Consider the following 12,245-nt stretch of genomic DNA (forward strand, 5'->3'; position numbering starts at 1 on the left):
AGAAGAAATTATTTAGACCAATGATCAAAAACTTCATTGATGACTTTATTCTCGATAAAAATCATCTGCTACCACAGAGAGTCTATAAATAATAGTGCGTAAGTCCTATAATACTTTAAGCTTAAGGCTGTGATTTATTAACTGTTGTTTTAACGATGAAAATTAAATATTTAGTTCTTGCTCTACTTCCTCTTTCTTTGATGGCTTGTCAAACAGTACAAAATGTAACTGACGGTGTAGTTTCTCAAATCAATTCAAATGCTGAAAAAAATCTAACTGAATATAATTGGACTTATCAAGGTTCTACAGCTTCAAAACCATTAGTGCTTTCATTTAACGCTGATCAAAGAGTAACGATTCAAACAGGTTGTAATAATCAAGGTGGAACTTGGAAAGTTGAAGGCAACAAAATTGTCACTTCACCTCTTGTTTCAACCATGATGGCGTGTGCTGATGATTTAATGCAACAAGAGCGTTTGTCATCTGATATTTTTAGCGAAAAGAAAGTACCTTTTTCACTTAGTACAAGCAATGATCAAGCAATCCTGACTGTAACAGACAGTAAAGGGCAAAAACATGTATTTACAGGAACTAAAATTGTGAATGCAAATGTATTAAGCAATTACATATGGTCGTACCAGCCGACAAATACACAAAAACCTATCGTTCTAACATTCTTAAATCATGATCGCTTATCAGTAGATACAGGCTGTAACCGCTTAAATACATCTTGGAAAGTCGAGAATGGTTTGATCGTGACAGGTGATGGCGCATCAACGATGATGGCATGTGAACCAGCACTGATGCAGCAAGAGAAGTTTACAGGTGAATTATTACAAAAACGTCAAATCCCATTTGAAGTGAATACTACAAACTTACACGAACCGACTTTGACGCTTACAGATGCTAAAGGTCAAAAATATAATTTCATCGGTAAAATGACACCTGAAACAAAATATCAATCAGAGCCTAAAACCGTATTTTTAGAAATCTCACCTGAAACTAAATCATGTACAGGCGTTGCACCACAAACTTGTATGCAAGTACGTGAAGTAAAATACGACGAAAAAGGTATCAAAACATATACTGATAAAAGCTGGTCTTTATACTATGGTCAAATCGAAGGGTTTGAACACAATCCTAAGCAACGCGTGATCGTACGTGTAAAACGTTTTGAGATAAAAAATCCGGCAGCGGATCAGTCAAGTCTTGCTGATGTATTAGATATGGTTGTTGAACAAGAAATCGTTAAATAATCATAATTTCAGTCAAAAAATCCGATGCAGATGCATCGGATTTTTTTGTTCAAAGATTAATAAATCCCTTGAGCTAGAATTGCATCTGCTACTTTGACAAAACCAGCGATATTTGCACCATCGACATAGTTCACAGTACCATCTTCTTGAGTACCATATCGTAAGCAGTTTGCGTGAATGTCTTTCATAATCGCATGAAGCCTTTCATCAACCTCACCATGTGTCCAACCAAAACGAAGAGCATTTTGTGACATCTCAAGACCTGACGTTGCAACTCCACCAGCATTTGAGGCTTTACCAGGAGCATAAAGAATCTTCGCTGCAATAAATTTTTCGACAGCTTCCAAGGTAGAAGGCATGTTTGCACCTTCAGCTACGCAGATTACGCCATTTGCTAATAGATTATCAGCATCGGCACCCGTTAATTCATTTTGTGTGGCACACGGTAGAGCAATATCAACAGCAATATGCCAAGGTGTCTGACCTTCAAAATACTCAAAACCATGCTTTGAAGCAAACTCAGAAATACGTCCACGTTGAACATTTTTGAGTTCCATTACTTCTGTAAGTAATTCTTCTGTAAATCCGTTCTTGAGATAAACAGTGCCATTTGAATCCGATAAAGTTACGACTTTTGCACCGAGGAACATGGCTTTTTCAGCAGCATATTGAGCAACGTTACCGGAACCTGAAATTGATACCGTTTTGCCATCAAAACTTTCGCCATGTGTTTTCAACATTTCTTCAGCAAAGTAAACCGTTCCATAGCCTGTTGCTTCAGGACGCATAAGACTACCGCCAAAGGAAATTCCCTTCCCAGTAAAAACACATGCAGTATCGTTACTCAACTTTTTCATCATGCCAGCCATGTAACCGACCTCTCGCCCGCCTACACCGATATCTCCCGCAGGAACATCTGTATTTGCACCTAAATGTCGATATAACTCAATCATCAAGGCTTGGCAAAAGCGCATCACTTCGGCTTCAGATTTTCCTTTTGGATCAAAATCTGAACCACCTTTACCACCACCCATCGGTAAAGTTGTAAGTGCATTTTTGAAAGTTTGCTCAAATCCCAAAAACTTTAAAATCGATAAATTAACTGAAGGATGAAATCTCATCCCACCTTTAAAAGGACCAATCGCTGAATTATATTGAACTCGAAAAGCACGATTTACATGAGTTTGACCTTGGTCATCCATCCAAGAAACACGAAATTGAATCACGCGTTCAGGTTCAATCAGTCGTTCAAGTAAACCGTATTGTGCATACTTAGGGTTTTTCTGGATAAATGGCCACAGGCTCATCATAACTTCTTCTACAGCTTGTAGAAATTCTGGTTGATGAGGATCTCTGCGTTTCACGTAATCCAAGAATTCATTTAAGCTACCGTATTTCAACACTCACCCCCGAGTCTATGATTCAAATTAGTGCCATTTTTGCACCAAAGTAGAATATCTCATAAAACAACTATAAATTACTATCAGACAAGCAAAGCACTTCCTCTATAAAATAAAATTAAATATAATTTTCAAATATTTAATCCAATAAATATTCATTATTTATTTTATAAATACTGAGAAATATACATGAATAATTAACAAAAAAGTGAAAATAACTAATTTTTAAAAATAAAATCGCACTAAAATAAAGCCAATGAAGCACCATTTTAATTCAGATAAAAATGCTACTTATTGTTTAAATAAATCCACAGTCTCTAAATAAAGGATTATTTGTTATAATTCAGTTCTGCTCTTACTTTCACCTCACTGCTTCTATGTTACTTTCTGATCAGCAAGTCTCTCTTATCGTTCAAATAGACCAATTACTGCCTCAAACACAATGTGGTTTATGTGGACACCGTGATGGGTGTTTGCCATATGCAAAGTCGATTAGCGAAGGTGAAGCAGCAAACAAATGTGTACCTGGCGGGCAACCTGTAGCAGATGCACTCGCTCAATTACTTGATCGACCGCGTTTAATAGCTGAATCGAGTGTTTGGGATATCCAAGCTGATGGTCGCCCACAACAAATGAAAGCCATTATTCGCGAAGATGAATGCATTGGTTGTACCAAGTGCATTAGTGCTTGTCCTGTTGATGCAATTATCGGAAGTGGTAAGCTCATGCACACGATTCTGACAGATTTGTGCACAGGCTGTGAGCTCTGTATCCCTCCTTGCCCTGTTGATTGTATTGACCTCGTCCCTGATAACAATCCCATCCCCACTGAGGATCAACGTATTAACGAGCAGGACAATCTTCGTCAGCGTTACTACGCACATATTCAACGTGAAGAAAAACGTCGTATCGACCGCAAAGGTCCTGTAGTTAGAGCCGAAATTGACACTGAATTTTTCGCACAATTTTCACAGGCTTTGAAAAATGTTCCGACTATAACATTAGCTGAAAAAGCAAAAGACCATAGCGCACAAGATGCTAAAACTACTATTGAGCTCGCCAAAATACGAACTCAAATCAAAAAACTGGAGAAACAATTAAGTGTTCGACTTGATCCGCAAAAGCAAGCACAACTTGATGCCCTTCAAACACAATTAAAAGAATTACAGGAGGTCTAAATGTCGAGTAAAAATATGACTAAGAAGCAAGTTCAGACTTTCTTCGAGCGCTTACGAGAACAAAGACCGACTCCACAAACTGAACTCAATTACTCATCTCCTTTTGAGCTATTGATTGCAGTTATGCTTTCAGCCCAAGCCACTGATGTGAGTGTCAATAAGGCAACTGATAAACTTTTCCCTATTGCCAATACAGCACAATCCATTCTAAATCTCGGTATTGAAGGATTAAAGAGTTATATTAAAACCATCGGTCTCTATAACTCTAAAGCTGAAAACGTCATTAAAACCTGTCAAATTTTAGTTGATCAATATCAAGGAAATATTCCAGAAACACGTAAAGAACTCGAAGCACTTCCTGGTGTGGGTCGAAAAACAGCGAATGTTGTTTTGAATACAGCTTTCGGTCATCCAACTATGGCGGTCGATACGCATATCTTTCGTGTCGGTAATCGCACTGGACTTGCGATAGGAAAAAATGTTCTAGAAGTAGAACATCGACTCATCAAAGTTATTCCAAAAGAATTCATTGTTGATGCACATCATTGGCTTATTTTACATGGTCGTTACTGTTGCATCGCACGTAAACCGAAATGTGGTGAATGTATCGTAGCCGATGTCTGTAATTGGAAAGATCGTTTTGAGTTTGGAGCGACAAAGCCCATCAAACTCAAAGAAATACATTAATCCTGATTTTTTTTAGTCTGCTGTAATTTTGGGTGTAACTGGCGTGGCTTGCCATATTTTTTATTTTCAATCGCCTGCTGTTTCTGCACATGACGTAGCATTTTTTGACTTTGGTATAATAGAAAAAGTAACAGTAAAACACTTAAAATAACGACAAGGATAAGAACAAACTTCAACATTTACCTCTCCAAAATAAAAAGAGCCCTATTTAAAGAGCTCTTTTAAATTTGCTGTTTAGATTATTTATCCAAAATAGCAAAAAGATCTTTTTGAACTTCATCAATCGCACGCAAGCCATTCAACTTATCGTAAGTCGGTGCATTTTCGCCTGAAGCAGCACGACCTTGATAGAAGCCAACCAATTGCTCAGTTTCACTATGGTAAGAAGCTAAACGCTTACGGATTGTTTCTTCTTGATCATCAGGACGTTGTACTAGGTCTTCGCCAGTTTCATCATCCTTACCTTCCACTTTAGGTGGATTGTAAACTAAGTGATATACGCGGCCAGATGCTGGGTGCTGACGACGACCAGAAAGTCGTTGAACAATTTCCTCATCAGGAACATCAATTTCAATCACGTGATCAATAGAGATTCCTGCTGTTTCTAATGCCTCAGCTTGTGGAATCGTACGTGGAAAACCGTCAAAAATACAACCGTTAGCGCAATCAGGTTGAGCAATACGCTCTTTCACCAGACCAATGATCAATTCATCGGATACTAAACCACCTGACTCCATAACGCTTTTCGCTTTTAAGCCAAGTTCAGTACCTTCACGAATTGCAGCACGGAGCATATCACCGGTTGAAATTTGTGGGATATTGTAGCGCTTACAGATCAACTGAGCTTGAGTACCTTTTCCTGCCCCAGGTGGTCCGAGTAAAATAATGCGCATAAAGAACATCCTCATTTAAAAACAATAAATCTTAAATTGAGCAATATCATACAGACTTATTGCTCAACCAACATCAAATTAATTATAAGAAAGCAACAAATAAATGGATTAAACCTGCTAAAAAACCAGTCACACCACCCAACACAATTAAAATCCACTCATCTTCCTGAAACGCAGGACGCAATAAGTTTTGGAACTCTTTCGGTGTTAGCTCACGAATACGATCTCTAAACATTTGAAAGATTTTCTGTGCACGGCTTGCATTTAATGCAGGATCACATACTGGCCCCATGGTAATTTCAATTGAGCGATCAATCAAGTCGGTCTTGAGTCTAGCATATTCTCTTGGACCTAATGATAACTGTAATGATGTTCTGACTAATGGGGTTTCCATGATTTCATTGATATGACGCTTGACAATTCGACGAGTTTTATCTTTCTTCGTCCCATACATCATTTCTGTCATGATCGATTTAAGCGTAATAAGGTCTTCCGTCACCACACTAGCAAACACATCAGAAACTTCTTCTTGACGTTTCATAAATGCACCTTGAACGTTATATGTACCGATCTTCAAGACTGGAACAATCCAAGGGAATTTACGATCTTTAGTCAGGCGGAAAATCTGAGGATATCGAATATAGTGAGGTTCAATAGGATTGAAAACCATCCAAATTGCAATCCAGTTGGTTAGGAAACCCCATATTGCAGCCCAAAATGGTACAGTCCAATGCCATGGCACCACAAACCAAACGATCATTTGGAAAATACCAAAGAACATACCAATCAATGCGCTGATGTGCCAAATAAAATTGATTTCTTTTTGACCAACTTTTAGGAACATTCGTACCATCAAACGGCGATCACCTTCCATTTGGCGAACAACCATTTCTCGCATATCAACAAGTGACTCGACGTTCATGGTCAGCTCAGTCACAAGTTCTTTTAAGGTATTTGGTAATTGTTTATGTGCTTGAGCATAAATACGACGTTTAATCGAATAAGGTAGGTTTTCCCATAAAACCGCATTACGATCAATCATGACTTCGTCAATGAGGTGTTCAAGCTCGAAACCGACTTGCTCACCAATGATCATCGCCATGTCTTCGGGGTCCATTGCCTCTAAAAACTCTCGCAATGAGCCTAACTTAGATAATGTATTGTCAGTAATGATGCCTGAAATACGCCCTGCTTTACGAGGTACAATTCCTTGCCAGCCTACGGGTAATGGACCTAAATGGAATCCCCAAAAAGTAATTGGGTAAAATACCATTTTTAAAGCCATCCACACATGCGCCCATGTCACAAAAGCAGTTACTGGAATAATACTCAGAACTGCCCAAAAATCTGGGCGAGCGAGGAAAATCTGCCACAATTCATTGACGTAATCAAACATGCATGACTCTCAAAATTATTAGTAGATTATGGCTTGTGGGCTAAACAATCAGTACAGCACTTACAAACCAAAACTTAATGTATAAGAGAATTGAATCGTTGGTTCAGTTTTTTCAATTACCTCTCCACGACCATTTTTCATTCTCTCACCAGCACCAATTCCTACACTAAATGTGCTGATGCGTTCAGGGTTTAGCCAAACATAGGCTAAATCTACGCCTGCACCGAGACGTGCTTTTTCTTTTCCATTAATTTGTTTGCTTTCAATGTGCCCTGCATAAGCACCAATGTAATATCCGTTTTTGTCTGTACCAGTTAAATGATATGGATAACGAAACCCAACCTGACCACCTGCAGGATTGTCATCATTCAAAAACACACCTGCTTTGGCATAAGCAATCCCATATGGATTAACCCATTCAACATTGCCATGTAATAACTTTTTAGTGAAACCTGCACCAACATTCCATGTTGAAACTTTAGCGTCTTTTAATTTTGGCTCAGGTAAATAAGGATTTTCGTCTGCGTAAGCAACAGTGTTCAACGACATAACCGCTAATAAAAGATAAAGTTTTTTCATTATTTTCTCCATTTTCCCTAAGAGTGTGTCTTAGACATTCCTATTTCAAACAGTTTCAGACTTTAACAGAATTATTTTGCTTCTAATATACAAGACCCTACAATTTTCATGTCTGCAAAGTCAAAAACTGTCGCACCATCATTTATATGATCAGTTGAAAAATCTACAGTAAGATCGTTCAACTTACGTTAAAATAGTCCACTTTCGTTCTCTGCCATCCTGCAATTTAAGTCGATACCCTATGAAACAGCACTTTCCTTTAAAAAATATGCAACAAGAGAAGCGCATTTATAAGGGTCGAATTTTTTTTGCGATTTCAGTCGTCGTTGTTTTCCTACTTTTATTGATTTGTCGTTATGCATATTTACAGATTATTCATTACGATGACTTTACAACGGCTTCTGACAAAAACCGTATTCGCTTGCAGCCCCTCCCTCCAGCACGTGGTTATATCTACGATCGTAATGGTGTATTGCTCGCAGACAATTATCCAGTATTCAGTGCCACATTAAGTAAAACTGATGTTAGCGACATAGACGGAACCCTAGCACGTCTTATTCCAATTTTAAGTCTCACTGAAGAAGATATTGAGCGTTTTAAAAGCCGGGTCAAAACTGCTCGAAAAACAGAACGAATCGCGATTAAGTTAAATCTCACAGAAGCAGATATTGCCAAATTTAGTGAGGTTAAATACGCATTTCCTGGTGTAAAAATTGAGACTCAAATGACTCGCTACTATCCACATGGCGAGTTGTTTGCTCATGTGATTGGATACGTTGGACGAATCAATGACAAAGAACTCAAATCGATTGATAAAGATTTATATGCTGGAACAAACCTGATCGGGAAAATTGGTGCGGAGAAAAGTTACGAAGAATTATTACATGGCACTCCAGGTTATGAATCTGTAGAAGCTGATGCACACGGTAACGTTCTTAGACATCTTGGTCGACAAGACCCTGTACGTGGAAATGACCTTTATTTGTCTATTGATTATGGTTTACAGACTATTGCAGCACAACAGTTAGTTGATCGTCGTGGTGCAATCGTTGCAATGGACCCTCGTACAGGGGAAATTCTAGCTTTAGTTTCAAGTCCAAGTTTTAATCCAAACTTATTCGTTACAGGGATTAGTACTAAAGACTATAGTGGTTTACGGGATAATCCTGATCAACCTCTTTACAATCGTGCTGTTCAAGGTGCTTATCCTCCAGGATCAACGATCAAGCCAATGTTTGGTCTTGGTGGGATTCATTACGGATTGGTCGATTGGAGTACCGCGATCTCAGACCCAGGTTACTTCTCTTTACCAGGTGATAGTCATCGTTTCCGTGACCATAAAAAAAGTGGGCATGGTGCAGTGAATTTACATAAAGCCCAAGTAGTTTCTTGTGATACCTACTTTTATATTTTGTCGTATCGTATGGGAATCGACAAAATGAATACTTGGATGCGCCAATTCGGTTTCGGTGAGAAAACTGGTGTTGATTTACCAAGTGAAAGCTCAGGCTTATATCCAAGTCCAGAATGGAAAATGCGAACTCGAAATACAAAATGGTTAAAAGGTGAAACCATTTCAGTGAGTATCGGTCAAGGTGCATTTACAGCGACACCATTACAGCTCGCTATGGCAACGGCAATTACAGCCAACAAAGGCTCACATGTCACACCACATGTTTTGAGAGATCATAAAGGCGCCAAGAAGCTTCCTGTTCACAATGCTCCTGATGGAAAAATTCAGTTTAATGGGACAGATGAAGATTGGATCAATATGCACGCTGCCATGATTGATGTCATTCAATCTGGTACAGGTCGCGGGATCAAAGGCGGTCTGCGTTATTCTATTGCAGGTAAAACAGGTACAGCACAAGTAAAAAGTATTGCTCAGGGCAAAAGATATAACGAAGCAGCATTGTCCTCTAGACAGTGGGATCATGGTCTATTTGTCGGATTTGCACCTGCAGAAAATCCAGAAATTGCGATCGCCGTAGTTTGGGAAAATGGTAAGCATGGTGGTTCCGCCGCTCAACTTGCGCGTCCAGTATTTGATTATTGGTTGGTTAATCGTAAGAAAAACCCAATTCGTCCTTTGAACCATCAAGTCAGTGGTGGGTTAATGACAGCTGGCATCAAACCTGCAGAACTTCCAAGCGGTAGTGGTACATTTAGTTCAACAAATGCTCCTGCTTCAACTCCTGCTGTAAGCTCAACAGCACATGCCGATGGAGTATCTGAATAATGAAAAATCAGTTACGCATTATCGGAGGAGAATGGAAACGTCGAACATTACCGTTCGCATCTATTGAAGGATTAAGACCAACACCTGATCGTGTACGTGAAACATTATTCAATTGGTTAATGTGGGATATCCAAAATAGTAAGGTATTAGATTTATGTAGTGGTTCAGGAGCTTTAGCTTTTGAAGCGCTTTCTCGTGGTGCAGCTGAAGTTATCATGATTGAACCCGATGTCACTCAATCTGGATTTCTAAAACAAAATATTCAGCTATTAAAAACCAATAAATGTCAGCTCTACGTGACCACAGCACAGAAAGCTTTACAGAAAATTAACCAACAATTTGATCTTGTTTTTCTTGATCCGCCCTATGGCTTGAATTTATGGCAAGAGTTAGCTGAGTCTGTGGATACAAAGATCGTAGCGAATGGTTTTATTTATGTAGAAGCTGATCGTGAGTTATCTGAACTAAAACTGCCTGCTTCTTGGAAAAAGATTAAAGAAACCAAAGCAGGAATAGTAAAAGCAGGTTTATATCAGAAAATGCCTTAAAGGACTCTTAACCAAAACAATCGAACCATTTGTCCTCGATCAAACGGAAAACTCGACAAATATTCATATCCTATTCGATTGTCTTGGTTAATCTGATAAACGATGCCATAACCCAGTGAAATGGATAAATCATTGAGACCAAAACTCATCGTGTCTCCCGTCAAGACTTTTTGGTTCAGCTAGTCAGTTTGATAAGCCGTATAGTTATAAATTCTTAGACGTTCATCATGATAAAATTGATTGTGTAAAATTGAATAGTCCGTTTTAATTTCAGGATAAGCAGATTCAAACATCTCTTCAGTATGTTGATCCTCAAATCCAGCAAAAAAGTCGTATTGCTGTGCTGCTAAAAATTGTAAAGGCATCAAAAGACAAGTAAGTAAACATAGACGTCTGGCTAACATAGCATTCAATAAAAGTTTCTTGAGCATAAGCAACATAGAGTTTAAAAGTATGTGATAGTAATCAACGGATTTGGCAAATAACAACTCAACAAGCTCTCAAACCCAATTTTATAGAATCAAGTATATGTCTAAGTGAATTTCGGAATGTAGAAATTGCTAATGATGTCTAAAAAGATTATTTAATTTCATTTGTGTCTGACATAAACTATTAATTTATAGATTGAATTCTATATACAATAACCCCAATCTCATCATCTAATTCAACTCCAAAAAATTATGAAACGTTTTATCTTGTTAACGATAATCTTGAATTTAACAGGTTGTATCTTTGGTCAATCCAATGAAGTGAAACGTGCAGAAAAAGTTTTGCAGAGTTTTGAATGTAATAATATTGAAACCAACCAAATTGCAACCTCATCAATTACCAATTTTCATCAGCAAACTTTGGCTGCAAACAAGTCAAAAGCATCAACATATGTTGAGCAATACAAAAATGGCGAAGATCTCTTTGACATACCACTCGATGAAGTAGTACAACAAAAATATCAACTTTATAAACAAGCATGTCAAGCACTTGGTGGTGTTGCACCTAGAACTGAGCCTGTAATAGTAACCAATAATCATGAGGATACTAGCGGGGCTTGATAGCAAATTGGATCGCTTCACATGATAGAACAACAAATAACTTTAAAACATTATATTGCCTTCGGTTTTATATGCCTCGCAGTCATCATCGCTAGTATTCACCCACTTGAGTTTGAATCGTATCTGTTGCATCAAGCTGGCACGGTACTCATGTTGATTGCATTAATTATTGTAATTAAGAAAATTGGTATCGATTTCCATAGTTTTTGCTTATACCTTGCTTTTTTATTCATTCATATTGTTGGTGCACACTATTTATATTCATACGTACCTTACAATGAGTGGTTTCAAACGCTATTCCACATTGATTTGAATCAAACAATGGGATGGTCGAGGAACATGTATGATCGTTTTGTACATTTCGCTTATGGGCTACTACTCTACCCATTCTTCTACCGCTGTTTTGAGTTCTTCTTTCCCAAATCTAAACCCGTTGCAATATTTTTATTAGTTGTCCAATTTGTCATGGCATCGAGTTTAGTCTATGAGTTGATTGAATGGTGGATCGCAATCGGTTTATCGCCAGAAGATGCCGAAAATTACAATGGGCAACAAGGAGACATTTGGGATGCACATAAAGATATGTTTCTAGCAACTCTTGGTTCGATTTTGATTGGTTTACTACATCTATATAAAGAAAAAACTCTTATTCAGAACAAATAAGAGTTTTCCCCATGTTTAGAACATCCAATTTGAAGAGACATCTAAATCATTGAATAATTCTTTGAAAGATGTCTCAGCTAAGTCAGTTTGCACAGAAATCGTCTCCACAGTGCCTACTAGCGAGTTTTGACTCACAAGATTCTGATCAAACTCATTTAATAATTGATCTATCACATCTGTTTCCAACTTTTCTGCACTTAATAAATGCTCTAGCGGAATTGATAATTGTTCCTCATCTACAAAGTGAACCGTACCGGGTTTGTCGGAGACTTTTTTATTTAAGTTAGGCCACCTGACCTAACGGGTTAATCTTATCATAGTACATTGCTTCAAACTCAAAAGGTGATACATAACCCA

Annotated in this window: 13 protein-coding genes and 2 pseudogenes; 7 read left to right on the top strand and 8 right to left on the bottom strand. The window is 38.1% G+C overall.

Annotated features, from left to right (window positions below):
* Positions 1-155 precede the first annotated feature (155 nt).
* Positions 156-1,256, top strand: a complete 1,101-nt coding sequence (locus ACSC97_RS16185; RefSeq protein ID WP_436661963.1) for an META domain-containing protein — start codon at positions 156-158, stop codon at positions 1,254-1,256.
* A gap of 56 nt (positions 1,257-1,312) precedes the next feature.
* Here ACSC97_RS16185 and gdhA read toward each other — a convergent pair whose 3' ends face one another.
* Entirely contained in the window at positions 1,313-2,659 is a 1,347-nt protein-coding gene (gene gdhA, locus ACSC97_RS16190; RefSeq protein WP_436661965.1) for an NADP-specific glutamate dehydrogenase, read from the bottom strand.
* A 374-nt stretch (positions 2,660-3,033) separates the two neighbouring features.
* Between gdhA and ACSC97_RS16195 the strand changes: the two genes are divergently transcribed.
* Together ACSC97_RS16195 and nth are read left to right on the top strand one after the other, a co-directional pair.
* Positions 3,034-3,834 carry an RnfABCDGE type electron transport complex subunit B gene (locus tag ACSC97_RS16195; protein ID WP_005402290.1) on the top strand — a complete coding sequence of 267 codons (801 nt, stop codon included), beginning with the start codon at positions 3,034-3,036 and terminating at the stop codon, positions 3,832-3,834.
* Complete coding sequence (nth, locus tag ACSC97_RS16200) at positions 3,835-4,521, top strand: endonuclease III (RefSeq protein WP_039048254.1); 687 nt, start codon at positions 3,835-3,837, stop codon at positions 4,519-4,521.
* On the opposite strand, the gene ACSC97_RS16205 is transcribed toward nth, so the two are convergent.
* The 4 genes from ACSC97_RS16205 to ACSC97_RS16220 all read right to left on the bottom strand — a co-directional run bounded on the left by ACSC97_RS16205 (position 4,518) and on the right by ACSC97_RS16220 (position 7,389).
* Positions 4,518-4,700: a hypothetical protein gene (locus ACSC97_RS16205; protein WP_005402288.1), complete on the bottom strand. Its 183-nt coding sequence runs from the start codon at positions 4,698-4,700 to the stop codon at positions 4,518-4,520. The genes nth and ACSC97_RS16205 overlap by 4 nt on opposite strands.
* Positions 4,701-4,760: 60 nt before the next feature.
* Positions 4,761-5,414, bottom strand: a complete 654-nt coding sequence (adk, locus tag ACSC97_RS16210) for an adenylate kinase (protein ID WP_004912504.1) — start codon at positions 5,412-5,414, stop codon at positions 4,761-4,763.
* Positions 5,415-5,496: 82 nt separating this feature from the next.
* Complete coding sequence (locus ACSC97_RS16215) at positions 5,497-6,810, bottom strand: hypothetical protein (RefSeq protein ID WP_004912505.1); 1,314 nt, start codon at positions 6,808-6,810, stop codon at positions 5,497-5,499.
* Between the two features lie 60 nt (positions 6,811-6,870).
* Complete coding sequence (locus tag ACSC97_RS16220) at positions 6,871-7,389, bottom strand: hypothetical protein (protein WP_004956295.1); 519 nt, start codon at positions 7,387-7,389, stop codon at positions 6,871-6,873.
* 241 nt (positions 7,390-7,630) lie between these two features.
* Here ACSC97_RS16220 and mrdA point away from each other — a divergent pair, with 241 nt between their 5' ends.
* Entirely contained in the window at positions 7,631-9,628 is a 1,998-nt protein-coding gene (gene mrdA, locus ACSC97_RS16225; RefSeq protein ID WP_112987196.1) for a penicillin-binding protein 2, read from the top strand.
* Positions 9,628-10,176: a 16S rRNA (guanine(966)-N(2))-methyltransferase RsmD gene (gene rsmD / locus ACSC97_RS16230; RefSeq protein ID WP_004912511.1), complete on the top strand. Its 549-nt coding sequence runs from the start codon at positions 9,628-9,630 to the stop codon at positions 10,174-10,176. Before mrdA ends, rsmD begins: the two co-directional genes overlap by 1 nt.
* Here the strand turns inward: rsmD and ACSC97_RS16235 are convergent.
* Positions 10,173-10,580, bottom strand: a pseudogene (locus tag ACSC97_RS16235) (hypothetical protein). The gene rsmD and the pseudogene ACSC97_RS16235 sit on opposite strands and share 4 nt — an antisense overlap.
* 276 nt (positions 10,581-10,856) lie before the next feature.
* Here ACSC97_RS16235 and ACSC97_RS16240 point away from each other — a divergent pair.
* Together ACSC97_RS16240 and ACSC97_RS16245 are read left to right on the top strand one after the other, a co-directional pair.
* Positions 10,857-11,225: a hypothetical protein gene (locus ACSC97_RS16240; protein ID WP_004963179.1), complete on the top strand. Its 369-nt coding sequence runs from the start codon at positions 10,857-10,859 to the stop codon at positions 11,223-11,225.
* A 21-nt stretch (positions 11,226-11,246) separates the two neighbouring features.
* Positions 11,247-11,888: a DUF2238 domain-containing protein gene (locus ACSC97_RS16245; protein WP_436661970.1), complete on the top strand. Its 642-nt coding sequence runs from the start codon at positions 11,247-11,249 to the stop codon at positions 11,886-11,888.
* Positions 11,889-11,903: 15 nt separating this feature from the next.
* Here ACSC97_RS16245 and ACSC97_RS16250 read toward each other — a convergent pair whose 3' ends face one another.
* Both ACSC97_RS16250 and ACSC97_RS16255 read right to left on the bottom strand, forming a co-directional pair.
* The gene (locus ACSC97_RS16250; protein WP_371863852.1) at positions 11,904-12,062 is read right to left on the bottom strand and encodes a hypothetical protein; all 159 of its coding nucleotides are present in this window, start codon (positions 12,060-12,062) and stop codon (positions 11,904-11,906) included.
* A 109-nt stretch (positions 12,063-12,171) separates the two neighbouring features.
* A pseudogene (locus ACSC97_RS16255) lies at positions 12,172-12,245 on the bottom strand (type II toxin-antitoxin system HipA family toxin); the annotation flags it as partial.

This window comes from Acinetobacter sp. P1(2025), from assembly GCF_051390655.1.
Taxonomy (GTDB): Bacteria; Pseudomonadota; Gammaproteobacteria; order Pseudomonadales; family Moraxellaceae; genus Acinetobacter; species Acinetobacter junii.

What these genes read in the sequence shown, in the direction of transcription:
- ACSC97_RS16205 (WP_005402288.1), bottom strand. Translation starts at nt 4,700, where the DNA reads ATGTTGAAGTTTGTTCTTATCCTTGTCGTTATTTTAAGTGTTTTACTG.
- ACSC97_RS16215 (WP_004912505.1), bottom strand. Translation starts at nt 6,810, where the DNA reads ATGTTTGATTACGTCAATGAATTGTGGCAGATTTTCCTCGCTCGCCCA.
- ACSC97_RS16195 (WP_005402290.1), top strand. Translation starts at nt 3,034, where the DNA reads ATGTTACTTTCTGATCAGCAAGTCTCTCTTATCGTTCAAATAGACCAA.
- ACSC97_RS16220 (WP_004956295.1), bottom strand. Translation starts at nt 7,389, where the DNA reads ATGAAAAAACTTTATCTTTTATTAGCGGTTATGTCGTTGAACACTGTT.
- nth (WP_039048254.1), top strand. Translation starts at nt 3,835, where the DNA reads ATGTCGAGTAAAAATATGACTAAGAAGCAAGTTCAGACTTTCTTCGAG.
- mrdA (WP_112987196.1), top strand. Translation starts at nt 7,631, where the DNA reads ATGAAACAGCACTTTCCTTTAAAAAATATGCAACAAGAGAAGCGCATT.
- ACSC97_RS16245 (WP_436661970.1), top strand. Translation starts at nt 11,247, where the DNA reads ATGATAGAACAACAAATAACTTTAAAACATTATATTGCCTTCGGTTTT.
- adk (WP_004912504.1), bottom strand. Translation starts at nt 5,414, where the DNA reads ATGCGCATTATTTTACTCGGACCACCTGGGGCAGGAAAAGGTACTCAA.
- rsmD (WP_004912511.1), top strand. Translation starts at nt 9,628, where the DNA reads ATGAAAAATCAGTTACGCATTATCGGAGGAGAATGGAAACGTCGAACA.
- ACSC97_RS16240 (WP_004963179.1), top strand. Translation starts at nt 10,857, where the DNA reads ATGAAACGTTTTATCTTGTTAACGATAATCTTGAATTTAACAGGTTGT.
- ACSC97_RS16185 (WP_436661963.1), top strand. Translation starts at nt 156, where the DNA reads ATGAAAATTAAATATTTAGTTCTTGCTCTACTTCCTCTTTCTTTGATG.